Below are 24,645 nucleotides of genomic sequence, written 5' to 3' on the forward strand. Positions count from 1 at the left end.
AATTTTTACTAAAATTTTGATGATCGATATTTAAATTATATTTTATCATTTAGCTTTATTTAATGATAATAAAGCATTCGGAGATAAAATTGTAATGATTTTAAAATGTCTTGATAATTAATATAAAATAAAGGATTAATTTTATATTATTCGCCGTTTTTTAATCTTATTATCATTTGGGAATTTCGTATGAAAAAATTTCATCTGGCTTTGTCTTTGTGCGCAGTTCTTTGCTTAAGCGCACAAGCAGACGAGAAATCAAGCGCTACGGACGCGTCCAAAAGCAAGGATTCAAATACGCAAAGCCTAGGCGTAATCGAAGTTACTAGCGATTCTAGCACGCCTAGCACCGTGGATGATGTCAAAATCAACACCCGCAACGCTACGCTCGTAAAAGACGTATTTCGCGACATTCCGGGCGTGTATGTGGGCGGCACCAACGGCATGAATCAAAAAATTTATATGCGTGGCGTAAGCGATCGTGGCTTAAATATCACGATTGACGGCGCGAAGCAAAACGGCAATACCTTCCATCACAACGCCGATTTACTAATCGATCCGGATCTTATCAAAGCCGTAGAGGTCGATGTAGGCGCGCGCTCAGTCGTGAACGGCTCGGGCGCTTTGGGCGGCTCAGTTGCCTTCAGGACGGTAGACGCTTCTGACATGCTTGAGGACGGTCAGGATATCGGCGCCAAGCTCAAAGTGGGCTATACGAGCAACAACGAGGGCTATTCGCAAAGCGCAATGCTTTATGGCAGGGTGTTTGATAGCCTAGATATGCTTGCTGCGTTTAAGCACTACGGATACGGCTTCGGCGAATCGGGCAACGGCAAGCCTACGGGCGGCGACGGCAACGATATAAATTATTTATTAAAAGCGGGCTATAGCTTTTTGGATTTTCATAAAATTTCGCTCTCTACCGAACATATGCAGTATAAAGGTCTCTATCCGCTGCGACCGGAATTCGGCTCATGGCTAAACGGACAGCTGGATAACCGCAAATACGAGCGCGATACGCACACGATCAAATACACGTATAATCCAAGCGACCTGTTAGAGCTCGACATCACTGGATACTACACCAAGCATCAACGCATCGGATCAACTTCAACGAACGTAAAATGGGGCGTCGAGACCAAAGGTGGCAAAATCGGCGCTAAGAGTAAATTTGAAACGGGCGATCTGGCTCATACGCTACGTTACGGCTTTGATTACTACCGCTCCGAAAACTACGTTAAGCCCGGCAATCTACGCCCCGAGAAGGTCGATAATTATAGCTTTTATATCGAGGATGCTATGCGCTACGGCGGGCTTACGGTAACTCCGGGCATCCGCTACGAAAGGCACGAGTTAAAAACTTACAACGGCAGAGGCGCTAATATCTCTAGCTACAAATATAAATTTGACGAAGTAAGCCCTGCTTTAGCGCTTGATTACGAGATTGGCGCGGGATTTGGAGCGTTTGCGAGCTATGCGCGGGTATTTAGAGGACCTGACGTAATGGAGAGCATGATGGCTGCGGGCACTAGCCGTGGCAGACCGCTAAGCTGGATGGCCAATGAAAATTTAAAAGCCACTACGGGCAACGCCTACGAAATAGGCGGTCGCTACAAAAGCGAGCTAGGAGAGAACTCCTCGGTAAGCCTAACCGCAAAATATTTCAGGACGGAATATAAAAATCTCATCGTAGATAACAATGCGGCGGGCGGAATCGTCGGCTGCCCGGGAGGCGCACAGGGCACCTTATGCAGGGCTAACGCAGGCGGTGCGGATATTGACGGCGTCGAGCTTTACGCAAGATTGATATTAGATGATTTGAGCCTTGCTGCGGGTTACACCCACCAGCACGTAGAATATAAAGACCGCGTGCGCAGCGGCTCGGGCTATCTAAGCTCAAACATCATCGGCTACCGAGATTATGGCGATAAATACACCTTCAATGCCGAGTACGCAATCTCTGCGGCGGATCTACTGCTGGGCTATAACTTGCTCTTTTTCAACTCCAAGAACGTGGCCTCTGCAAATAGCGACGAAAAAACAAAAGTGCCTAGCTACGCGGTTCACGATCTATATGTGACCTACGCTCCGGATAGCGGGCAATTTAAAGGGCTTGAGATCAACGCGGGCGTTTACAATCTCTTTGATAAAGCCTACGCGTCGCACTCGCAGCGCAGCGCCGATTTCACCGGTGATTCAAACGCTATCGACTGGGAGCCGGGACGAAATTTCAAGCTAAGCGTGGCGTATAAATTTTAAAGCTTACGCGAGATGACGGTACGAAATTTTGCACGCTAAAGCGGCGAAATTTTAAAAATTCAAGCCCTTGGAATTTCAAAATTCCTAGGGCTTTATAAATTTGAAATTCCAAGGGCTTTGAATTTCAAGCTTTTAAATTCTACTAACATAAATTTTCTCGTAAAATTCTTGCGAATAGCAAAATTCTCATTCGCAATGAAATTCTAGCTTGCGGCGAAATTCCCAAAATTCAAAGCGATATCCGCAACGCTTCACATCCAAAGTTCCTTTAGAATTTATAAGATTCCTCCCGCTTCAAGTGCCGTCCGTTTACTCTTCATCGTTAAAATTCCGTTTTAAATTCTACTTAAAAGGAGAGCCTTTGTTAAATTATACTAAAAACGCCATTCGCGGAGCATTTTGGACGAAACCGTTTATAGTTTTAGTGCTGCTTTTGCTGCTGCTAATTCCGCTAAGCTTTATCGATAATCTTACCTACTCGCGCTCCGAAACCAAGCAGCTCGCGCAGGATTCGATCCTCACACCGGTGGGCGGCGAGCTGCAAATCCAGGGCCTTGCGATCGTAGTGCCCTACGCAGAGATAATCGAAGCGATAGACAAAAGCAACAACGAGCTCGTAAAAAGGCGCGTAGAGAAAAATTTCATCATCGTGCCTAAAAACTACTCCCTCGCGGCAGAGATCGACCCCACCTATCTAAAGCGCGGGATTTTTCGCGTTCCGATATATAACGGCGACTTCGCGCTTAAGGCGGACTTTGAGGCGATAAACTATACCGAGCTCGGCGTCGATCCTGCGCGGCTAAATTTCGACGAAGCCGTGCTAGTGCTCGGCGTAGGCAATCAAAAATCCTTCACCGCCTCCCCCGCTTTAAGCTTAAACGGCAAGGAGCTTAAGCAATATCACGGCAACACCGAAGCTAAAATTTTCGATCGAAGCCTAATCTACAAGCTCCCCACTTCAGCGCTGTCGTCTGATTTTAGCATCAGCGGCACGCTTAAAATCCAAGGCGGCGAGGCACTTCATCTAGCTCCGATCGCGCAAAATAGCCGTTTTGAAATTAGCTCTACTTGGGCATCGCCTAGCTTTGGCGGCGGCTTCATCGCCAAATCGCGCGAGGTAAGCGCTAGCGGCTTTAAAGCTTCGTGGGAAGTTACAGGCTTAGCCGCAGGCATTGCTCCTGCGTGGCTTGCAGATCAAGATGACCGCGTCGCTATGACGAACTGGCGCAGCAACGACGATAGAAATGACGCCGTAAGCATCGGCTTCATCGAGCCCGTGAACAACTACTCGCTGATTAAGCGCTGCACGGATTACGCTCTGTTATTCTTAGCGGTGCCGTTTTTGGCGATCTTTTTGTGCGAGGTTTATACTCACGAGCGCATCCACCCGATCCAATATCTACTCATCGGGCTTGAGGACGTCGTTTTCTACCTGCTGGTACTTTCACTCTCCGAACACATGGGCTTTGCGCTTAGCTATGCTGCTTCGGCGATCGCAGTCAGCGCGATAGTATTTTTCTACGCAAGCGCGATTTTCAAAGGCGCGCGCTGGGGCATTTTCATCACTTGCGTTCAGCTCGTTTCATATGCGATCCTCTATGTCATCTTAAATTCCGAAGACTACGCCCTATTAATGGGAAGTTTGATGATATTTGCGGTGATCTCTTTGGTGATGTATTTTACGCGCAAGCTCGATTGGTACGACACCGCGATCCCAAGCGGCGAGAAAAAGCAGGAGTCCGAAATTTAGCCTTTAAATTTAGCGCTAAATTTAATCGCGACGGCCTTTGGAGCTTTAAATCCAAAGGCCTTTTTAAATTTGCTCGCTAAATTTCAACTGCCAAAATTTCATCTATTTAAAATTTACCCGACGCGGCAGACAAACCGCGACCGAGCCGAACGGCGCGCTTTAAAATTTAGCCCCGCGAGCGCGAACATACCGCGACAAAGACAAAATTTAGGGCGCGCCGCTTTAAATTTTAAAATTTCATCTGCGCCGCAGAGCCGATTTTTGAGTATAATGAGCGAAAAATTTTAAGGATTTTGTGTGATACTTGCTATTGAGAGCAGCTGCGACGACAGCTCGGTCGCGGTGATGGATGAGTGCAGTTTCGAGCTGAAATTTTACGAAAAAATAAGCCAGGAAGCCGATCACGCCAAATACGGCGGCGTCGTGCCCGAGCTTGCCGCGAGGCTGCATACTGAGGCGCTGCCGCGGATTTTACAGCGCGCAAAACCCTATTTTAGCGAGCTTAGCGCCGTCGCAGCGACCAATACACCAGGGCTCAGCGTGAGCCTGATCGGCGGCGTGAATATGGCAAAAGCGCTCGCGCTCGCGCTAAATCTGCCGCTCATCGGCGTAAATCATCTCGTAGGTCACATTTACTCGCTGTTTTTAGGCGGCGAGGCGCGATTTCCGATGGGCGTTTTGCTCGTTAGCGGCGGGCATACGATGGTTTTGGATATCGACGCGGCGGGGGGTATTGAAATTTTAGCGACCACTGGCGACGACAGCTTCGGCGAGAGCTTCGATAAGATCGCCAAAATGCTAGGCCTCGGCTACCCCGGCGGCGCACTCATCGAGGAGCTTGCAAAAGGCGGCGAGCCGAGGTTTGAGCTGCCCGTGCCGCTGAAGGGCGATAGGCGGCTAGAGTATAGCTTTTCGGGGCTTAAAAACGCCGTGCGCGTGCAGATCGAAAAGCTAAAAGAGGCGGGCGAGCTAGATGAGCGGGCGATGCGCGATCTGGCGCGCTGCTTTGAGGACGCGGCGTGCGCGCACATACTGGATAAATTGCAGCGGATCTTTGAGCTGCGGCGCTTTGCGCGCTTCGGCGTCGTGGGCGGAGCAAGCGCAAACCTGCACCTGCGCGGGCTTTTGACGGATTTGTGCGAGCGGGCGAGCTGCGAGATACTTTTTGCGCCGATGAAATTTTGCTCCGACAACGCCGCCATGATCGCGCGCGCAGCGATAGAAAAGCTGCGCAAAAAGGAATTTACGGCGCCCGCAGAGCTTGAGATCATTCCGCATCTAAATCTACGCTCGGCGTTTGAGTGAAATTTTAAAATTTACAAATAATCTGCGTCCGCTAGCGGATTCTTGCGCGCTGGATGTTTGAGTAAAATTTTATCTCGCGCTCGCTCACGGTTAGGTTTTGGATAAAATTCACTTTGAATTTATACATCGCGCTTCGAGCTCGCGCCACGTTTTGCCAAACTCCTTTCGTTCTCGCACCGCCATCGGTACCGCTACCGCTGCGCGCCACCTTGCCGTTTGTAATGTCTGATAAAATTTGATCGGCTTGTTCTCGCGTCATTTTTTATCCTTTCTTAATCGTGTAAAAATGTTACAATCTGGTGTTCTTTTGGTAGAAATTTTCTACCGCCAATTCCACGACTACCATATTCTTTTAAAGCCTCATTCAAGACGCCATAAAGTTCATCTAACAAAATTCCGTCAATACTAGAATTTATATTTTCCAGCTTATATTTGATAAAAAACGGATTATCGACTAGCATTTTACTTGTGGTTTCGTCATAGACCCGTCTAATGTCAAGCTCAATTTTTCTACCCTTATAATAAAGCAGCCAAATCATCTCTCCGGTATATCCGTCTCTTGGATCAGGTAGATGCGGGCTACAAACAAAGATAAGCCAAATATCTCTTTGCCTGTCGATGACCCAGTTCAACCACTTTATTTCATTGGGCTCCTGTGAATCATAATGATATTTTGCCAAGCACTGATCTACACGATTTATAATATCATATTTCTTTAAGTCCTCTTTCGAAATATATTCTGCTACAAACGCCACTTTATTTTTCCTTTCTTACATCTATTAATGCTACACTAAAATCATCCTTACCCTCCCAGCCTGGTCTAAATTTAAAATCAATCAAAATATCTCTCAATATTTTAATAACTTCATTATCTGGAATAATAGAATTTATAACATTCACCTCGATAATTTTCCACACCCTTTGAAATTTGCGTCCATCCACTTCTTGATCATATTCGTAGTCCAAAAGAATATCTAAATTATTTCCTTGAATATAAAGCCTCCATAGCTTTTTGCTCCCATAACCATAATCATACCCTTCATTTGGTAGTCTTTTAATTAAAAGAAACCAAATATCTTTTTGTCTATCAACAACAAAATTTCTAGGTAGTTCTTCATAATACGGACTATATTGATAAAAAATTTTACTCAACCCGTACTTTTCATCATCCTTTTTAGTGATGATAGCATTTTCAAACGCCATTCTCTCCTCCTTAAAATTTAATTCTCGGATTATACTACGATATGTTTATATCCGCCTATGCGCTAATAAATATATCGTAGGGTTAAATTTATAATTGATTTTCGCCTCAAACCGCATGCAACGCTCGCATTAAAATTTTTCAAATTCCGAAGCGCAGTTTAAATTTACAGCCACAGCTCGGCGCGCGCCAAAGTGCAGGCCGCAGCGCGTTTAAATCCTGCCGCAAACCATGCAGTATTTCAAATTTAAACGCTACGCGGATTACACGCTACGCGGGCTCGGTAAATTTTGCCGCGGCGCGATTAAATTTCGTCGCGGCGCACCTAAGCTTCTATAGCGTAGGGGATTTTATCTTTCGCGCCGGCGCCAGCAAAGCCTTTGAGCCGCAGCAGGCAGCTGTCGCAAAGCCCGCACGCAGCGTCCTCGCGCTCGTAGCAGCTCCACGTAAGCTCTAGCGGCACGCCGATCTCAAGCGCTAGTGAGACGATCTGCGCCTTGCTAAGGTGCACGAGCGGGGTTTTGATGCGCGGATGAAAGTCGCGGCTCGTGCCCAGATCAAGCGCTCGCTCAAACGCGCCGATAAACTCCGCGCCGCAATCGGGGTAGCCGCTGCTATCCTCCTGCACCACGCCGATGAAAATCGCGTCGCAGCGCTCCTTCTCGGCAAGGGCGGCGGCGATGCTCAAAAACACGCCGTTGCGAAACGGCACGTAGGTGCTCGGCAGATCCGAAAATACGCTCTTGCCGCTTGGCGGTAAAATTTTATCGCTTTGGCCCTGCGATGAAATTTTATTGTTTTGGCTTTGAGGTGAAATTTCACCCCCTGCGCGCTTTGATGAAATTTTATCGCCCTGCTGCGGCTCGGCTCCGCTTTGAAGTGAAATTTCACCTTCTTGAACCAGAATTTTGCTGCCCTGCGATAAAATTTTGTCGTCGCGAGCTAAAATTTTACCGCCTTGCAGCGAAAGCTCATCATCCCCTAGTGGAATTTCACTCTCTTGCGTTAAAGTTTCACCGCTCTGCACGCAGCTGTCTCGCGCCGAATCTACGGCGAGCGGAGCGCCCGCGGGGCTCGTCATGAAATTTGACGCAGTAAAATTTTGCCCGCCAGTCTCGGCATTAGTAGAATTTGCCGCAATAGAATTTTGCCCATCAAGTTCGGCGACGGAATTTGTCTTGGTAAAATTTTGCCCGTCTAGGCGAGCGCTCTTGGAATTTGCCGCGCTGTCAATTTCGGCGCCGGTAAAATTTACCGCGCCGCAAAGCTCTGCAGCACCCTTTCTGATCGGCAAGGTACCGTCCGTAAGGGCACTGCCGCCGATTTGAGCGATAAAGCGAGCGTCCAAAACGAACCTCTTTGCGACCCCCAAATCGTCGCAAATTTTACCGAAGCACTCGCGCTCCTTGCCCATCGTGCGCTGATTGTAGTCAAAGTGCAGCGCCACGATCTCGTAACCTTCGCGCCTCGCGATATAGGCGCAGGTCGCGCTGTCCATGCCGCCGCTGATCACGCATAAAGCTCTCATTTTCGTCCTTTTTTTGCTAAAATTATACGAAAATTTTATAAAAGAGGGGTAAAAATGATACTTTGCGAGCAGCCATATCCCGAAATTTTGGACGCTATCGCGACGGAGCTGGGCGGCGGGAGCGTCGAGCTAATTTTCGTGCGCGGCGAGGAGATGAGACAGCTAAACGCGCAAACGCGCGGCATCGATAAGGCGACCGACGTGCTTAGCTTCCCGCTCGATCCTGCGGCGTTTGCGAGCTTCGGCGAGGATTTGAGCGAAGAGAGCTCCGCGCATGAAAACAGCGGCGGCAAAATTCTAAACACCGCGAATTCTGCTAATGAAAATACAGACGCCGCGAATTCTGCGAGCAAAAATTCCAATACCATAAATTCCAAAAATTCCGAGGGCAAAAGTTCTAGCGATGAAAATTTAAAGAATAAGAATTTTGACGGCGGGAATTTCGCCCCCGTGCTACTCGGCTCGGTCGTGATAAATTTAGACCTCGTAGAGCTGAAAGCCGCGCAGCTGGGGCACGGCAGGGATGACGAGACGGCGCTACTTTTTACGCACGGCTTGCTGCACGTGCTAGGTTACGATCACGAGAGCGACGACGGGCAGATGCGCGCCAAAGAGTGCGAGATCATCGAGAAATTCCGCCTTCCAAAAAGCCTAATCGTACGAACGGAGAGAAACGAGGAGTAGGCGCTGTATATTGAAAAACGGCAAGCTAAATCTATAACGTATAAATTCTACTAAATGAGGATTATAAAATATAAATTCAGCGAGAATATTAATCTCGCTGAATTTATTAAGATCTGCCCAAATTTATACTCGTTTGTCATAACCATTCGCACTATGCAAATAAGCTAGCTCATATAAATTTGAATATTATCTTTTTGTGCATTATTTGACATAAATTCTAGTGCTTGCGAATTATCGGCGTACGAATTTAACTGCTCGATAATTTTATTTACTGTATCTTGCGGCACAAAATAATCGTTTTTCAAGGAACTTGCTTGTTTAAGCCCACCGGTGTATTCGCCCGCACGAACAACATCTTCGATCTGTTTATAACTCATCTGCGTGCCATCTGCAAATTTAATATTTTCAAGCCTGTGGTTATATCCTAAGCTTCGCTTGAAATGATCCTTTATTGTGATTTGATCGCTTCCTTCTTTAAATTTCAAGATCAAATCATTTTTCTCTTTAGATAATTCAAGTTCGTTCTTATTTATATTTTTTAATATCAGCGTATCGTTTCCACTGCAATCGCTAATAACATCCTTGCCGTCTCCCTTGCGAAATACGTATTTATCATTACCCAGGCCGCCGTCTAAATAATCATCACCTTTTCCACCGATGAGCGTATCGTGCCCGAGACCTCCGTAAATTTTATCGTTCAAATTTGATCCCACTAGCGCATCGCTTCTTACACCGCCTTTTATCGTCGTAGCGGTTTCATCATCAGCTTTGAAAAATACCTTTTTCAGTAAAGCTTTTAGCTTATTCTCGCCTTTATTTGCAAATTTAATGACTTCCTTATTGCTTTGAAGCGCAGTTAGCTCTTTGATCTCTTCATAGCCCAACGTTACATCTTTAAATTTGATCTGCGATATCTTCTCTTCATCTGAATAAAAATCTCTTATAGTGACCGCGTCAAATTTTGACCTATTTACGACGACATCATTTTTATTTTGTCTAAAAACGACATCTTTTAAACTGAAGGCGGACATATCTATGATATTTTTATCTTTATTTTCCTTGTTAGTTTCTATTATCGTATCTTTGCCGAAATTTTCTTCAAAAACATAGGTATCGCTTCCTTCTCTTCCTTCTAATACATCATCCCCGCCCTTGCCGTTTATGATATTGTTTTTCTCATTGCCGACAATGGTTTCATTTTTGGAAGTACCTGTATTCATAGCGTCAAAAAGAGCATCCGCCACGGATGTATAGCCCGAGTTTGTCATATTTACATAGCCGCCGCCGGTGGATTCGGCTAATTCTTTAAATTCCGCCGCCACATCTTCACCACCGCCCGTTTGAATCGTAAAGACCTGAATATTATTTAAATCACTGTGATTATTGCCATAAAGCGCGTTTGCTGCGCTTAAACTTCTTGCTACCGCTCTTGGTTTATTGGGCAAAAGCGCCACCATTGCTTTAGATTTGAACTCATTGTCCTTCGCGGGAGCATCGCCAAAAACGAAAATTCTTTTTACGGAGTATTCGCTCCAATTTGAATTTGCGGCATTATAAATCCCATGCCAAGTCATCTCCGGCGTATCGCCTCCGCCATCTGCGTAAAGTGAGTTTATAGCAGACATTATCGCGTTTTGATCATTCGTGAGATTGGTAAAAGTTTGAACGCCCGGATCGTTATAGCCAAATACTCCTACCTTGGTATTTTTATCTCTAGCAAAGGCGGTTTTTATGATCTCTTTTGCTTGGGATTTTACCGAGCTTATCGCCCCACCCATGGAGCCCGTAGTATCGCTAAGTATGGCGAATTCATTCGACTGCTCTTTTTGCAAATTTATCTCTAACTCGTTATTGTCGAAATCGTTTATCTTTAGACCATTCGCGCTCAATACCTTCATGGAAGTATTGTACTCATAAGTTATAGAATCGTCATTACTTTTATAAATTTCGATATTTCCGTGCGATTGCTCTTTTATAAACCTTCCGCCTTTTAGTTTAGTCTCGCTCAAATATACTTTGCCGCTGCCATCGGAATCGTTTATCGTGTCATTCTCATCCGCATGATATATATCATAGCCGTTACCGCCATCGAAAACATCAATACTATTATTTCCACCTACTAATATATCATCACCATTCCCTCCATATAAAAAATTCTTTTTACCACCTACCGCTTGTATAGTATCATTACCTTCATTACCATATAAGTATTGATTTAAATTATTACCTATAATGGTATCTTTTCCGTCTCCGCCATAAACCACATCAGTATTATTTTTACTCTGTAGATCATCGTCGTCATAATTACTTCCATACAATACGTTATAATCTTTTTCTAGAAAATCATATTTCCACCCATCTATTGTTTTAAATAAAAATCTATATAACGACCTATCTACATTCATCATATTGGCTGTAGGAATTAAATTGCCTTGGAAATCAATAGGATTTAAATCCGCTAAATTTAATGCTTTCCATACGAAATCTATACAACTATTAGACAATACGTTATAATCATTATCTCCAAAACCATATTCTATCGCAATATGTTTTTGACCAAAATTTTTTAAAATATCATATTGGGTTTTATTAATAATGATGGTACCCGTATAATACGTGCTTTGGTAGCCATTATTATCCCATTCAGTTACCCCTCCAGGTGCATACCCATATGATTTTTCAGTACTTCCATCTGAAATAGAGTACCACATATGACCTGCCAATGAGCCATGAGGTCTCTCGTAGTTCGGATCCTGCGGAATATAAATAGTTCCTTTCTCTGCAATCTTTATGGTTAATCTATAGGTCATTTTATTCTCCTTGTTAATATTTAAGGCCGCTATCTTTCGTAGTAAAATAAATTTTTACATTCGAAAAAATAGGCAAATCTTGTAAATTCTCTAGTTCTACCTTATACATACCTTTTTGTAAGGGCGTGCAGGCGATCGTCGCACTATATGCGTCATAGTGTTTCTCGCCCCTATAAATACTCGTTTGCATATACGCGGGGCGTAAATTCCTCACCTCTGCAAACACGGGTTTTAACTTATAATAAAAATACTCCTTTCCGCGTCCAAATTTATTCGGCTCATTATCTATTTTGTATATCTTTAGACTTAGCGGTATTTTGGTACCGCGCAGCAGCGTTTCGTTCACGTCGTATTCCCCTCCTATATACGTATTTGCGAACTCATCATCCAAGAGCTTCATATCTCTATCGTAATCGTATGAGACAAAATCCAAAGTAAAATATCTACAAATTTTATCATCTTTGTTATTTATATATAATTCCGCTTTATTGCCGGCTTTAGTTAAATTTATATCGGTAAATTCCATAGGAATGCGCGGCTTAATTATCAAATAATTTATAAGCTCCTCCGCCACATAACAAAACAAAATAGACGCTGCTATTATAAAAATAAATTTTAATACTCTCATATTGCTCCATTTATAGGCATTTTAGCGGATTTATCCTTTCGCTTTAAGCATAATAGATTTTATTCACATTCATGAATGTATGGATCTTTTAGGGTAAATTCACCGTAATTTCCCAACCAAAATTTTGCATACTCAAAATTATCAATCGCAAATGTCGCATGGTGCTCGCTGTATACCCTGCGCGATCTGCATTTTTTGCCTTTGTAATCATAGTGATCTGATAGCTTTTTATAAAACTCGATGCTTTCGTTATCAAAGTCGTAGCCCAGCGCGATATCTTGATTTCGCCCGTCGTAAAAATGGATATAGTCGAAATCGAGGTTGTAATAAACCTTGCAATAACCATTTTCGCCGTTTATTATGGCATCGCTGCAATATTTTTCTAGTTTTAATTTCTCTTTTTCAAACTCATGCCTTAGCTTGGTTTGCTCAGACGGGTCTAAATTTTGTGTTTTCTCAGTAAAAAATTTCTCTTCATACCTAAGCGCCTTCTGCAATAAAATAGCCGCATATTCGGCTTTTTTGGAATAAAAATATAGAAAATAAGAGGCGTATAATATAAAGATGAAACCTGCGAAAATCATAAAATTTCTAAGTAGTTTTTTCAAATCGTTTCCTTCTTTGATTATACAAGGTAGCAAGACCTACCGCTGCCAAAATCTATTTTCTTACCTCAATTCATCGCCTCGTTGCGTAAAATTTTGCGGGTAAGGCTTATGTCGATAAAATTTTATAAATCGCACGTTTAGCCGAAGTTTACGGGATCCATATCGATCTCGACGGGCAGATGCTCAAGCGTGTGCGCAGCATTGATGAGCGGCACGTGCGAGCTAGCGCGCAGCAGAATTTCAAAGCGAAATTTCGACGCGATATAGGCGATGCCCGCCTTGCCGTAGCCGATGATCTCAAAGCTCTCGCTCGCTTTCTCTTTCAAATACTGCGCGGAATTTTCGGCAGTATTTTCGGCCGCTAAATTTATAAAATTTTGCGCGGTGCCGTTTCTTTCGGGCTTTAAATTTACGCTGTCCGCGCCTGCGTCGCAAGCTGAAATTTGCGCGGCATTTTTTAAATTTGAAGCGTTTTGGCGGTTTAAATTTACATCGCCCCCGCACAGATCCGAGCTTTGAAATTTAGAATTTGGCATCTGTTTACCGCCCTGCTGCACAGAATTTTGCAAATTTAAAGCGCTTAAATTTGCTTGCCTCGCGTCCAGCCCGTCATGCGATGCAGACGTGCTACTTTCCGCCTGTTTGTGGCGCAAAAGTTCAAGCGTGGCGCTCATTATCTCGCCCGCCGCCTTTTCGTTTTTATGCGAGATCAGTACGCGCAAAAGCCGCATATACGGTGGATAGAGCCCCTCGCGAAACTCCGCTTCGTCGCGCAAAAAATCGTCGTAGTTTTCGATATAATCCCTAAAAAAGCCGCTTTGGCGCGTCTGTATGACGACCCTGCCCTGCCCCGAGCGACCCGCGCGGCCAGCCACCTGCATCGCAAGCGCTAGCGTCTTCTCGCGCGCCCTAAAATCGGGATAGCTCAGATGCTCGTCGATTCCCATTATCACCGCAAGATCGACGCCATGGTAATCGTGCCCCTTGCTAAGCATCTGCGTGCCTACCAGAATGTCGATTTTATGGGCGTTGAAGTTGTTTAGCAGCGCCTCAAGCTTGCGCTGCGTGGTGATCTCGTCGCGATCAAATTTTGCGATGCGGGCACTTGGGAAACGCGCCGTAAGCTGTGCCGCGAGCTCGCCCGTACCGATCTTGCGCGCCTGCATCACCTCGCCGCCGCAGTTTTCGCAAGACGCCTTGTAAAACGTGCTAAAGCCGCAGTAATGGCACTTTAGCGCCGCAGCGTCCGCGTGGTAGCTCATCCCGACGGCGCAAAACGGGCAGCGCACGATCTGCCCGCAGTTTTCGCAGACCATATATTTGTAGTTCGCGCGCGTGGGCAAAAACACGACCGCCTGCTTGCCGGCTTCGAGGCTGCGCCCGATCTCGGTTAAAATTTTGGAGCTCAGCGCCGTCTCGCTCTCGTCAAAAATAAAGCGCTTGGCGCTGCTAAAGTAGGTGCCGCGCAGGCGGAAGTGCGGCTGCTTCGCGTAGGTGCTAAGCGCGGGCGTCGCGGAGCCCAAAACCACGCGGATGCCGAGCTTCTTGCCGACGAAAATCGCGGCGTCGCGGGCATTTAGGCGCGGCGCGGCGGCGGATTTGTAGCTGTCGTCGTGCTCCTCGTCCACGACGATGAGACCTAGATCGCTAAAGGGCAAAAACAGCGCGGAGCGGGCGCCCGCGATGAGCCGAATCTCGCCTACGTTAAATTTCGCTAAAATTTCGCGCTTTTTTTTGGGCGAAATTTTGGAGTGCCAGACGCCGAGTCGCTCGCCGAAATAGCTCTGCAGCCGCTTCGTCATCTGCGGCGTAAGCGAAATCTCGGGCATCAAAAACAGAGCCTGTTTGCCCGCAGCGAGCGCCTGCGCGATCAGCGCGATATAAATTTCGCTCTTGCCGCTGCCCGTATCGCCGAAAATCAGCGATGTCTCGTTAGCTTCGGCAAATTTACGCGCTTGCTCCTGCGCGGGGGTGAGGTTTGGAATTTTACCTATTTGAAGCGGAGATAGCGACGGCGGGGCGGGGCTTTGCGCCGCGGCGTCGGAATTTTGAATTGAGATGGAATTTTGCGCTGAAGTAGGATTTTGAATCGAAATGGAATTCTCTCTCTCGGTAAAATCCCGCTCTTGGATCGAATTTTGCGCGATAGCGAAATTTTGTTTGTGTGCCGAACTCGGCGCGGTAACAAAATTTATGGCGGTCTTCATGGCGGCAGAATTTTGAATCAATGCGAAATTTTGAATTGAGGCGGAATTTAGTTCATTGACAAAGCCCTGCTCTTGGATAGAATTCTGCGCAGGGGCGGAATTTGACGCCAAATTTTGCGAGATAGAATTTGGCGCCCGCTTTAAATTTTGCTTTTGCATGGAATTTGGCGTGATGACGGAATTTATGACGGTAACAGAATTTTCTGCGGTAGTAGAATTCCTCCTCAATTCAGAATTTTGAATTGAGGCGGAATTGTGTGTGGCATTAAAATTCCCATCGAGCGTAGAATTTTGTGTGGTGATGGAATCCTGCTCGAAAATAAAATTTTGTTCGCGGGTAGAAGCTTGTTTGCAAGCGGAGACCAACTCACTAACGGGAATTTGCTCGCAAGCGCAATTCCGCTCGGTCGTAGGATCCTCCTGCGAATTCCGCAAATTCTGCGTCGTCTCACTTGAAGGCTCAAAGATCCCGAATGCAACGCCCTTTTCGCAAACATAATAATGCGCTATAAAATTTGCTAGTATAATTTGAAACTGCGTAAATTTAAGCTGCGAAATCTCTAAAATTTTCTTAGTTTTGAAGCTCGGCTTTGCAACCTCGCGCAGAATTACGGCGGATTTGATACTTGATTTTATGGGAACGGATACGATTTGATAAGCTGGGATTTTAAAATTTAAACTATAAGTAAGCGGCTTTAGGCTGGCGCCCAAAACCGCAACTTCATAATAGAGCATTTAGCTATTGAGCTAAGGATTGGCAAAGCTCGTCTTTGTGATCGCAGTCGAATGAACCTACGTTTCTACCCGCTGCCGTAGCCAAAGCCGATGTCGGATAGTAATCAAAAGTAGTACTCTTGCCCGCTACGCTAGCCCTATATGTAGACGTTGCGTTAGCATTGCCGTTCGTAACCAAAGCCCAGCCGTTCCTACCGCCATCTCTCATAGGATAGATAGGTTGCTGCAAAACGCCTTCAAAAAGAGTGGCATTGTCTGAACCCTCCAAAGCGGGCCACGTAGTCACGCCCCTCATCATATTCTCGCTTCTAACTAGCGAAAGTCCGCTTCTAATGGCGGCGATATCCCCACGCATCTTAGCGATTGTAGCATCATCGCGCGTAGCGGCTAATCTAGGCACCGCAATGCCCGCCAAAATACCTAAAACGACGATGACAAAAACAAGCTCTATCATCGTAAAAGCTTTTAAATTTTTCATGTTAAATCCTTTGATTTAAAGTGAGATGATTATAGCCAAATTTAAATAAAATTAATTTTAGTTAAAGAAAAAATCCTGCATTTTAAATGGAATTTTGTGAAATTTCATTAAATTCTGCGATTTTTTGTCCGAATTTTACGGACGTATCAGCCGGGGTTTCAAATTTTAAAAACTCGCTTTGCGCTACGAGTACGATCGTTGAGCCCAGCTCGAAATTTCCCAAATGATCGCCCTTTTTAAATTTTAAATTTTCATATTCGTAAAGCGCCTCAGCTCTACTTGCGCATGCATTCGTCTGTATTCGCGTATCGAAATCAAATCTCATCTTGCCGACGTTTAAAGCACCCACGAAAACCATCCATAAAATCCCGCCGTTTCGCATTTTGCACTTCAAAATCACGCGCTCGTTTTTAGCGTAGAGGTTTGGAATTTTAAGTAAAAGCTTCTTCGCCACGCTGTAGAGATCGGCAGGGATATAAAGCGCCTGCAGCACGCCCAGATCGCACGGCGCGTGATAATGATGATAATCACGCGGGCTTAGATAGATATTTGCGTAGCTTAAATTTGCGCCGCTTGTATTTTTGCGGCATTGGGCGTCCTCTGCGCTCGTTTCGCGGCTCGCGCTATTTTCATCTCTGTAAATTTCAGCTCGCACGCCGCTTGCGGCATAAGTTGCACCGCCGCCTATGATTTTCGCTTGAGCGGCGTCCGCGGCGTCATCTAATTTTTTAACCGCGCCGCTTTCGCTTGCAGTAAACGTGCGCCCCAATAGCTCGCTAAGGCTATATTCGCAGCCCTTTACGCTAAAAGCTCGCAGATCGGCGCAGGTCCCGCTCTCAAAGATCACGCCGTCGCTAGGGCTTATAAAAGCCGTCTCGTCCGTCGCTATCTCGCGCGGACGCAGCAAGCGGCGAGTAAAAAGCGCGTTTAGGCTCGCGTAGCTTTGCGGCGGATCAAATTCGCTCATATCGATTTTGAAAAATTCCACATATTTTAGGTTGATAAAATTTTGTATAAATTTAGGAAATTTCACCGCGGCGATAATCCCGAAAATCCTCGAAATAAAACTTCTCATCTATGCCTTTCTAAGCTTAAGCAGCGCGATTTCGGCATCCGCAAAGACCCTTATCGGCGGGCCCCAAAACCCCACGCCGCTGCTTACGTAAATTTGCTTCAGCCCGTCGTTATACAGCCCGTAAAGATACTTCTGGCTAAGCAGCACCAAAAGCGTCCACGGAAAAATTTGCCCCGCGTGCGTGTGTCCGCAGATACACAGATCGACCTCGTCGCGCACGAAGTCCACGACGTATTTGGGCTGATGCGCGAGTAAAATTTTAGGCTTATCAGGATCCGCCTGCGCTAGCGCAGCACTTAAATCTGGCTGCATGTATCCGAAGCGAAAGCCGCTAAGATCGTGCACGCCCATTAAATTTAGCCCTTCAAATTCCACGCTTTCGTTTTGCAGCACGCGCACGCCCGCTTTTTGCATTGCCGCGATAAGCCCGCTTGCGTCGCCGCGGTAATACTCGTGGTTGCCGGTGACGAAAAAGATAGGCTTTTTGATCGCCTCAAGAGGCTGCAAAATATCCCCGAGCTCATCCGAGCGCAGATCAAACATATCGCCCACGATCAGCAACACATCGTAATTTAGCGAGTTTATCTGCGCTACGACGCCTTGCAAAAACTCCTTTTTCAAAAACTCGCCCAGATGCACGTCCGAGATGACGACGAAGCTTAGCTCGCGAGCTAAGCTTTTGATTTTTATTTCGCACTCGGTGATTTTTGGAATTTTTAGTGCATTATAAAGCCCCTTAAAAATATAGCTAAACGCCATTATTACGAAGGTTACGTCGATGAAGGTTTTTAAAAATTTTCGCCTGTTTTGGCTAAATTTAACTACATGCGCGGCGGCGCTTAGCACATCGTAAGCAAGGCAGATAAAAAAGAGCGAAAAGGACGCTGCCATGCAAAATACGCAAGCTTTATAGAGCAGCTCATTTTTAAAGCTTCCATTAAGCCCAAAACCCGCAAAAAATATTGCATCTAAAATTGCTAAAGCTACGCAAAGTAAGCTCAAGACAGGGCGGAAGATCACGAAATTTTTATATGGCGTAAAGCGCGCGCTGATCGATCTGTAGATGTAAAGATTAAAAAATAGGAATAAAACTGTGCCGACGATTGGGAAAATATAGGCGCTTTTCAAACTCTAGCCTTGGATATACTCGTCTAGCTTATCTTTATCAAAGCCCGTGATTTCTTGTTTATCATCCAAAATTAGCGCGCCGCTCTTTTTAAATTTAGTGATGGTGCGCGAAAATGTTTCGGGGGTAACATTTAGAATTTTGGCTATTCTAGTGTATTTCGTGCTCATAAAAATATCGAAATTCTCGCTGATAAACTTAGCAATCTTGCCGTCGCAGTTAAGCACGACTTGATTATCAAAGACTGCATTTAGCGCTCGGATCTTCTCGGACATCGATTTTAAAAGCTCCAGGCAAATCTTTGGATCGCTCATAAACTCGTTTTTAAATTTTTCATAATCGATCTTTAGCACCTCGCCGTTTGTCGAAAACACGCCACTTGCAGGATAGCTCGTCTCTTCGAAATTTACCATCTCCGCCACGAGCGAGATGGGGCGGATCTCGCGCATATGGATCTCACGCCCCTTTGCGGAGGTTTTATAGATTTTTAAAATTCCTTTTAGCAGGATTAATAGATACTGCGAGCGCTCGCCCTCGAAAAATAAAATTTCGCCCTTTTTGTAGCTTTTATGGATGCTAATCTGCTCCAAACGATCGATTTGCGCTGCGCTTAGAGCTTTGAAATAAGGAATTCTCTCAAGCATCACCGTAACCTATTTTTTAAGCAGGTCTCTTATCTCGCTAAGAAGTTTGACCTCTTCGCTAGGCTCAGCGGGCGCAGCCGGCTCAGGCGCAGGCTCGGCTGGCTTTTTAAGCTTATTGATCGCCTTGATCGCGCAGAATATACAAAATGCGATGATGATAAAATCGACCGTTACCTGGATAAACGAGCCGTAGTTTATCGTAACGGCCGGGGTCTGCCCCACCGCTTCTTTTAGCACGATCTTAAGATCGGTAAAATTCATACCTCCCGTAAGAAGTCCTAAAACCGGCATCATAATGTCGCTTACGAGCGAGGTTACGATCTTGCCGAAAGCCCCGCCGATGACGACACCCACCGCCATATCGATGACGTTTCCTTTCATCGCAAATTCTTTGAATTCCTGAATGAAACCCATATTGTCTCCTTAGATAAGATGCGCCGATATTAGCCTATTTTTGCTTTGTTTTTGCTTTTTATTAGGAAGTAAAAAGTATAATCCCAGCTTAAATTTAAACCCAAAGGACCTAAATTGTATCGCTTCGCTCCGTCGCCCACCGGCGATATGCATATCGGAAATTTACGCGCGGCTATTTTTAACTACATCTGCTCGCTGCAAGATGGAAGCGGCTTTATTTTGCGCATCGAGGATACCGACACTGCGCGCAATATCGAAGGCAAAGATCAAGAGATAATCGAAATTTTAAAGCGCTTCGGCATTAAATGGCAGAGCCTGTATTATCAAAGTAAAAATTTAAAATTTCATCAGCAGTTCGCTGCTAAGCTGCTCTCCGAGAAAAAGGCGTTTTGCTGTTTTTGCAGCGAGGAGGAGCTTGAAGCTAAAAAGCAAGCCGCCAAGGACGCAGGCGAGGCGTATCGCTACGACGGGCACTGCGAACATTTAAGCGACGAAGAGGTGCTAAGCTGCGGCAAGCCCTTTACCATCCGTCTTAAAAAGCCTGATCACGCGCTGGAATTTACCGACGCGATCAAGGGACGTATCGTATTTGAGCCGCAGAATATCGACAGCTTCGTCATTATGCGCGCGGACAAGACGCCAACTTATAACTTCGCCTGCGCCTGCGACGATATGATGCAGGGCGTGAGCTTCGTAATCCGCGGCGAGGATCACGTCTCAAACACCCCAAAGCAAAACTGGATCCGCCAAAGCCTTGGCTACGACGGCGAGATCAAATACGCGCACCTGCCGATCATATTAAATTCCGAAGGCAAAAAGATGAGCAAGCGCGAGGATAGCTCCTCGGTAAAATGGCTGCTTCAAAGCGGCTACCTGCCCGAAGCGATCGCAAACTATCTGATCCTACTGGGCAACAAAACGCCGCGCGAGGTCTTTAGCATGGATGAGGCGGTGGAGTTTTTCGATATCGCTAAAATTTCAAAAAGCCCGGCAAAATTTGACGAGGATAAACTAGCCTTTATAAACCGCGAACATATCAAAAGAGCGAGCGAGCAGCGCCTGGCTGAGCTTTTTGAGCTTGAGCCGAAATTTGCGCCTTTAATAAAATTTTACACTCAAGAAGCAAGCCTTATCCCACGTATCAAAGAAAAGATCGCAGCGATCTACGGCGCGAAAGATATCCCGCAGGAGTGGGCGGCGCAGGCACAGGCGCTACGAGAGGCGATCTTAAATTTATTAAGCTCAAACGATGCACCAGCAGAATTTAATGATTTCAAAGCGGCGCTTTCGCAGGCTACAAGCTTAAAGGGCAAGAGTCTGTTTATGCCGCTTAGGTTTTTACTAACCGGCGCGCCGCACGGACCGGAGCTTAGCGAGCTGTATCCGCTGATCCGCGCCGATTTAAAGGAGATACTCGATGCTACTAAATAGCGTATTTTACGGCATTTTAGTGAGTATTCACTACGTGATTCAAGCTTATATGATGCTAATTTTCGTCGCCTGCGTTTTGAGTTTCATCCGTCCAAATCCGTTCGGTAAATTTTATAAAATCGTCCGCGCGATCTCTGCGCTTACGGAGCCTGCGTTTGCATTGGTGCGCCGCTATCTGCCTACTACTTTCGGCGGATTTGATCTTTCGCCGCTTCTTATCCTACTCGTGCTTAACTTCTTTGACAGCGCGATAATCTATATCATCAATAGGACGGTCATTTGAAAATATTTCTGAAATTTAGCCTTGTTTTAGGACTGCTGTGCGCCGCAAGTAGCGGTAAAATTTTAAGCTACGAACAGATCAAAGACGAGCCAAAATCCCTAGCCAAGGACTATTACATCTACCGCCTGATCGACGAGACGAAATTTAATAAAGCCGAGATCAAGGCATTGAAGCAGAGCATCTTTCGCTACAAGGGCAAGCTAAAAGAGAAGCTAGATAGAATTTTCGGCGCCGTTCGCCCGCCTAAGCGTCCGGATCACTGCGCAGGCGTTACCTCCGCCAATATTTTAGATGCAAATTTAACCTGCAAAAAGGCGCGCTCCTATCCAAATTTTATCGCCAAGCTAAGCCCATCGGTGCGCGAGACGCTCGCTTCGCAGCTTGAAAAGCACCAAGACGCGGCAAGTAGAAACGCCGTAAATTTACTGCGCGGATTTAACGACGAAAATCCGAGCGAGTATTTTATGCAGAGCCACAACGCGCAAAACTACTTTTTATATTACGACTACTTAAAAGGTGCGGGCAAGGACGCTCTGATCGATATCGACGCCGACGCAGCCTTCGTAAGCGAACTGGCTTCGCAAAAAGGCTTCAAAGCGGTTCTCAACGACGCGCTAATCAACCGCAAATACCCGCGCCTGCGCCGCTCGCTTACGGACGTCGATCCACTAGCCGTGGAGAAGGACGTAGCGTTTATGCTCGGCGTAAATGCCGTCATGCAGGGCGATGAAGGGGCTGCGCTTGCATTTTTTAGCCGCGCAGTAGCGAGCTTTGAGAAGCCTCACGACGTTCACAATGCAAAATTTTGGATCTACCTGCTAAATGGAGATCAAAATGTCTTGCGCCAGCTTGCTAGCAGCGATTATTACAGCCTCTACGCGCTTTATGCCAAGGAGGTCTTAGGGGATAGGAATTTAAACATAATCATCCCAAACCCCGCTAAAAATTCCATAGAGGGCTACGACATCACCGATCCTTTCGCTTGGGTTCGGACAAAAAATAGCGCTGATCGGATGTCACGCCCGCAGCTTTTGGAATTTGCCAAAAAATTCGACACCAAGCAAAGCATCGGCGAGTACTCATACATAATGAATAAAGCGGGTGGCGGCAAGGACAACTTCTATCCGACGCCGTTTATGGAGTATATCGGCGACGGCGATAACCGCCGCAAAGCGCTAATTTTAGCGCTCGCCCGCCAAGAAAGCCGCTTCGTGCCCGCATCGGTATCTACGTCGTATGCGCTTGGGATGATGCAATTTATGCCGTTTTTGGCTAACGAGATCGGCAAAAAGCAACTCAAAATCGACGGCTTCGATCAAGACGATATGTTCCGCCCGGAAGTCGCTTACCGCTTTGCTAACATCCATATCGACTGGCTGGAGCGCAAAATTTACAGCCCGGTTTTCATCGCATACGCTTACAACGGCGGGCTCGGGCTCGTCAAAAAGATGCTTCAGCGCGGCGATATGTTTAATAAGGGCAAATTTGAGCCGTGGCTTAGCATGGAGCTCGTGCCGTATGCCGAGAGCAGGGACTACGGCAAAAAGGTGCTTGCAAACTTCATCATCTACTCGCAGATCCTAGATCCGCGCGCGAAAGTCTCGGTGCAACAGGAGCTACAAGATCTGCTGATACCGAGCAGAAGCGACAGCTTCCGCTAAGCCGGCGGCGGGCTTGAAGGATGATTTAAGAGGCGGCGAGCGCAAAAGATAATTTTCAAATACGGCGAGCGAGAAATTTTAAAAGCCGCCGCCTCAAAAGCGCGAAATTTGCCCGCTAAGAGCTTAGACGAGCAGATCAAAACGGCGAAATTTCATCTTTTAACGCCAAATAAGGGCTCTTTCCCACCCTGCATGAAAGGCGGCACGCCATGCAAATTATCGCGACCGCAGTTCTCATAGTAGCCGCCTTTTTGTGCGTATCGTTATTGAAAGACGAAAAGAAGCGCTCCGCAAATTTAGCGGCTTGTTTGTTTTTTATGGCGCTTGCGTATTGCGTGCAATTCGGCGTAGGAGACGATAGCTACACCCGAGCGGGCGGCGCAGCGCTGATAGTCTTTTTTATCTTTGCGCTTGCTTTTTTCGAGCTTTATTTCTGGGGTGACGAGCTTTAAAATTTAAAATTCATTGAAATTTTATCGCGGCGTTTTGTGAGCGATCAAATTAGCGCCCGAACGTATAATTTTAAGTGACATGAAATCAAAATCGGGCGCTTTTGGTTATGGAATTTAAACATATAACCTATCCGCAGCTTATCCGCCGCAAAGGCTGCGACAAGTTTAAATTTAGCCGCTTTGCAGCTTGTTTGCTTGTTTGCGACGCCTTAAAATTTCGTAACTTCGGATATGCAAGCCGCCGTTTTAAAATTTCGGTAAGTTTTAAATTTTAAATCCACGCCTCTTTGCCGCACCGTTTTAGTTAAATTTAACGGCACGGAGCCTATAAGCGCGAGATGATTTAATTTTACGACCTTAACTCCGTGCAAGCCGCTTTAAAATTTAGCGATCAAATTGCTATTTGAAAAGCCCTTTGATCTTGTCAAAAAGCGACTTTTCGCCGCCTACGCAGGTTGCGTCTTTATGATCTTCTGCGGCGGAATTCTCGCTACCGCCTTCTATCGTATCGCCGCTGCACGGGACGGAATTCCCGCCGCTTGCTTTCATTGCGCCGCCATCCGCTTCCGTCGCACTGCCGCCGCCCGTTACATCGACGCCGCGCGAGGCAGAATTCCCGCTGCCCGTCGTACCGCCTCCGCCCACCTTATCTCGCTCTATCGCCTCGCCGATCTGCTGCGCGGCGATTTCCGCGTAGATCAGCGCACCCTGCGTATCGCAATTAAAAAGATTTGAAAACGACTCGGACCTATTCAGATCGATCGGATTGGGCTCAACCACCTCGGTAGCCTCAAGCAGCCCTACTCCAAGCTCTGCGGCGGAATTTAACGCCTTTAAAAACACGGGCAAATTTTGCGCATAAAATTCATCTACGGCGGATTTAACCTCGCCGCCCGCCTCATAATCGCGCAGCAGTTTCTGCACGCTAGCAGTGCTAAGATACGCGCCGCAGCAATAGTTTTCGACGATCTCATTGTGAATTTCGCCGCTAAATTCCGCTAGAAATTCCGCCGGCAAAACCTCGCGCCAATCGCTTATGTAGGGTTTAAATTTAGAGCTTTGCTCCGCCAAAAAGCTAAACGCCGTGCCGCGCGTGTAAAAATATTCTCTAAAATAGCCCTGCGCCACGGCTATATGAAATCCGTGCGTTTTATTAAAAATCCCCTGCGTGCCGTACTGCAGCGCCGAGCGGAAGCCATCCGCGTATTTTTCTGCGTAAAATTCATCCATCCCCGCTTCGCGCGCTATTTTAGCGATAGCCTCAAAATCTCCCTTCTGCGCGAGCTTTAGCGGCTTAAAATACCACTGCGAAATTTCATCTTTGCCGATCGCGTGATAACTTATGTCGTAACCCACCTTCTCTCCT

The 24,645-nt window shown here is 46.2% G+C and carries 20 protein-coding genes and 4 pseudogenes; 8 read left to right on the forward strand and 16 right to left on the reverse strand.

From position 1 onward, the window contains the following. Positions 1-189: 189 nt before the first annotated feature. From Q0144_RS08455 to tsaD, 3 genes are all read left to right on the forward strand, one after another. Positions 190-2,259 carry a TonB-dependent receptor gene (locus tag Q0144_RS08455; RefSeq protein ID WP_298063299.1) on the forward strand — a complete coding sequence of 690 codons (2,070 nt, stop codon included), beginning with the start codon at positions 190-192 and terminating at the stop codon, positions 2,257-2,259. A 361-nt stretch (positions 2,260-2,620) separates the two neighbouring features. Further along, positions 2,621-4,009 (forward strand): cell envelope integrity protein CreD, encoded by a 1,389-nt coding sequence (gene creD / locus Q0144_RS08460; protein ID WP_298063302.1) that lies wholly within the window; start codon positions 2,621-2,623, stop codon positions 4,007-4,009. A 297-nt stretch (positions 4,010-4,306) separates the two neighbouring features. Next, positions 4,307-5,314, forward strand: a complete 1,008-nt coding sequence (gene tsaD, locus Q0144_RS08465; RefSeq protein ID WP_298063305.1) for a tRNA (adenosine(37)-N6)-threonylcarbamoyltransferase complex transferase subunit TsaD — start codon at positions 4,307-4,309, stop codon at positions 5,312-5,314. Between the two features lie 31 nt (positions 5,315-5,345). Here tsaD and Q0144_RS08470 read toward each other — a convergent pair whose 3' ends face one another. From Q0144_RS08470 to Q0144_RS08490, 5 genes and pseudogenes are all read right to left on the reverse strand, one after another. Next, entirely contained in the window at positions 5,346-5,573 is a 228-nt protein-coding gene (locus Q0144_RS08470) for a hypothetical protein (protein WP_298063307.1), read from the reverse strand. Between the two features lie 13 nt (positions 5,574-5,586). Next, complete coding sequence (locus tag Q0144_RS08475) at positions 5,587-6,069, reverse strand: hypothetical protein (protein WP_298063309.1); 483 nt, start codon at positions 6,067-6,069, stop codon at positions 5,587-5,589. 1 nt (position 6,070) lies between these two features. Continuing rightward, positions 6,071-6,517 (reverse strand): hypothetical protein, encoded by a 447-nt coding sequence (locus tag Q0144_RS08480; RefSeq protein WP_297943277.1) that lies wholly within the window; start codon positions 6,515-6,517, stop codon positions 6,071-6,073. Between the two features lie 323 nt (positions 6,518-6,840). Further along, a pseudogene (locus Q0144_RS08485) lies at positions 6,841-7,248 on the reverse strand (7-cyano-7-deazaguanine synthase); the annotation flags it as partial. A 528-nt stretch (positions 7,249-7,776) separates the two neighbouring features. Further along, a pseudogene (locus tag Q0144_RS08490) lies at positions 7,777-8,043 on the reverse strand (7-cyano-7-deazaguanine synthase); the annotation flags it as partial. Positions 8,044-8,097: 54 nt separating this feature from the next. Between Q0144_RS08490 and ybeY the strand changes: the two are divergent. Further along, positions 8,098-8,727, forward strand: a complete 630-nt coding sequence (gene ybeY, locus Q0144_RS08495; RefSeq protein WP_298063311.1) for an rRNA maturation RNase YbeY — start codon at positions 8,098-8,100, stop codon at positions 8,725-8,727. A 164-nt stretch (positions 8,728-8,891) separates the two neighbouring features. Here ybeY and Q0144_RS08500 read toward each other — a convergent pair whose 3' ends face one another. From Q0144_RS08500 to mscL, 10 genes and pseudogenes are all read right to left on the reverse strand, one after another. Beyond that, positions 8,892-11,537: a calcium-binding protein gene (locus Q0144_RS08500; RefSeq protein WP_298063313.1), complete on the reverse strand. Its 2,646-nt coding sequence runs from the start codon at positions 11,535-11,537 to the stop codon at positions 8,892-8,894. Positions 11,538-11,550: 13 nt separating this feature from the next. Next, on the reverse strand, positions 11,551-12,165 hold the full coding sequence (locus Q0144_RS08505; protein WP_005872169.1) for a hypothetical protein: 615 nt from the start codon (positions 12,163-12,165) through the stop codon (positions 11,551-11,553). A gap of 59 nt (positions 12,166-12,224) precedes the next feature. Further along, complete coding sequence (locus tag Q0144_RS08510) at positions 12,225-12,773, reverse strand: hypothetical protein (protein ID WP_298063316.1); 549 nt, start codon at positions 12,771-12,773, stop codon at positions 12,225-12,227. Between the two features lie 650 nt (positions 12,774-13,423). Then, positions 13,424-14,761, reverse strand: a pseudogene (gene priA / locus Q0144_RS10605) (primosomal protein N'); the annotation flags it as partial. Positions 14,762-15,463: 702 nt separating this feature from the next. After that, a pseudogene (locus tag Q0144_RS10610) lies at positions 15,464-15,715 on the reverse strand (primosomal protein N'); the annotation flags it as partial. A 4-nt stretch (positions 15,716-15,719) separates the two neighbouring features. Further along, complete coding sequence (locus tag Q0144_RS08520; protein WP_297987909.1) at positions 15,720-16,193, reverse strand: prepilin-type N-terminal cleavage/methylation domain-containing protein; 474 nt, start codon at positions 16,191-16,193, stop codon at positions 15,720-15,722. Positions 16,194-16,275: 82 nt separating this feature from the next. Further along, positions 16,276-17,268: an archaetidylserine decarboxylase gene (asd, locus tag Q0144_RS08525; RefSeq protein ID WP_298063321.1), complete on the reverse strand. Its 993-nt coding sequence runs from the start codon at positions 17,266-17,268 to the stop codon at positions 16,276-16,278. Then, positions 17,269-18,396, reverse strand: a complete 1,128-nt coding sequence (locus Q0144_RS08530) for a metallophosphoesterase (RefSeq protein WP_298063323.1) — start codon at positions 18,394-18,396, stop codon at positions 17,269-17,271. Positions 18,397-18,399: 3 nt separating this feature from the next. Continuing rightward, complete coding sequence (locus Q0144_RS08535; protein ID WP_298063325.1) at positions 18,400-19,038, reverse strand: Crp/Fnr family transcriptional regulator; 639 nt, start codon at positions 19,036-19,038, stop codon at positions 18,400-18,402. Positions 19,039-19,047: 9 nt separating this feature from the next. Beyond that, positions 19,048-19,452, reverse strand: a complete 405-nt coding sequence (mscL, locus tag Q0144_RS08540; RefSeq protein ID WP_298063327.1) for a large-conductance mechanosensitive channel protein MscL — start codon at positions 19,450-19,452, stop codon at positions 19,048-19,050. A gap of 114 nt (positions 19,453-19,566) precedes the next feature. Here mscL and gltX point away from each other — a divergent pair, with 114 nt between their 5' ends. From gltX to Q0144_RS08560, 4 genes are all read left to right on the forward strand, one after another. Then, positions 19,567-20,883: a glutamate--tRNA ligase gene (gene gltX, locus Q0144_RS08545; RefSeq protein ID WP_298063329.1), complete on the forward strand. Its 1,317-nt coding sequence runs from the start codon at positions 19,567-19,569 to the stop codon at positions 20,881-20,883. Then, positions 20,870-21,166: a YggT family protein gene (locus Q0144_RS08550; RefSeq protein ID WP_297883309.1), complete on the forward strand. Its 297-nt coding sequence runs from the start codon at positions 20,870-20,872 to the stop codon at positions 21,164-21,166. Before gltX ends, Q0144_RS08550 begins: the two co-directional genes overlap by 14 nt. Continuing rightward, on the forward strand, positions 21,163-22,827 hold the full coding sequence (locus Q0144_RS08555) for a lytic transglycosylase domain-containing protein (protein ID WP_298063331.1): 1,665 nt from the start codon (positions 21,163-21,165) through the stop codon (positions 22,825-22,827). Before Q0144_RS08550 ends, Q0144_RS08555 begins: the two co-directional genes overlap by 4 nt. Before the next feature lie 209 nt (positions 22,828-23,036). Further along, a complete protein-coding gene (locus Q0144_RS08560) occupies positions 23,037-23,279 on the forward strand; it encodes a hypothetical protein (protein WP_298063333.1) in 243 nt (80 codons plus the stop codon). A gap of 399 nt (positions 23,280-23,678) precedes the next feature. Here the strand turns inward: Q0144_RS08560 and Q0144_RS08565 are convergent, their stop codons facing one another. Continuing rightward, positions 23,679-24,635: a hypothetical protein gene (locus Q0144_RS08565; protein WP_298063336.1), complete on the reverse strand. Its 957-nt coding sequence runs from the start codon at positions 24,633-24,635 to the stop codon at positions 23,679-23,681. Positions 24,636-24,645 lie beyond the last annotated feature (10 nt).

Source organism: uncultured Campylobacter sp., assembly GCF_938045345.1.
Classification (GTDB): domain Bacteria; phylum Campylobacterota; class Campylobacteria; order Campylobacterales; family Campylobacteraceae; genus Campylobacter_B.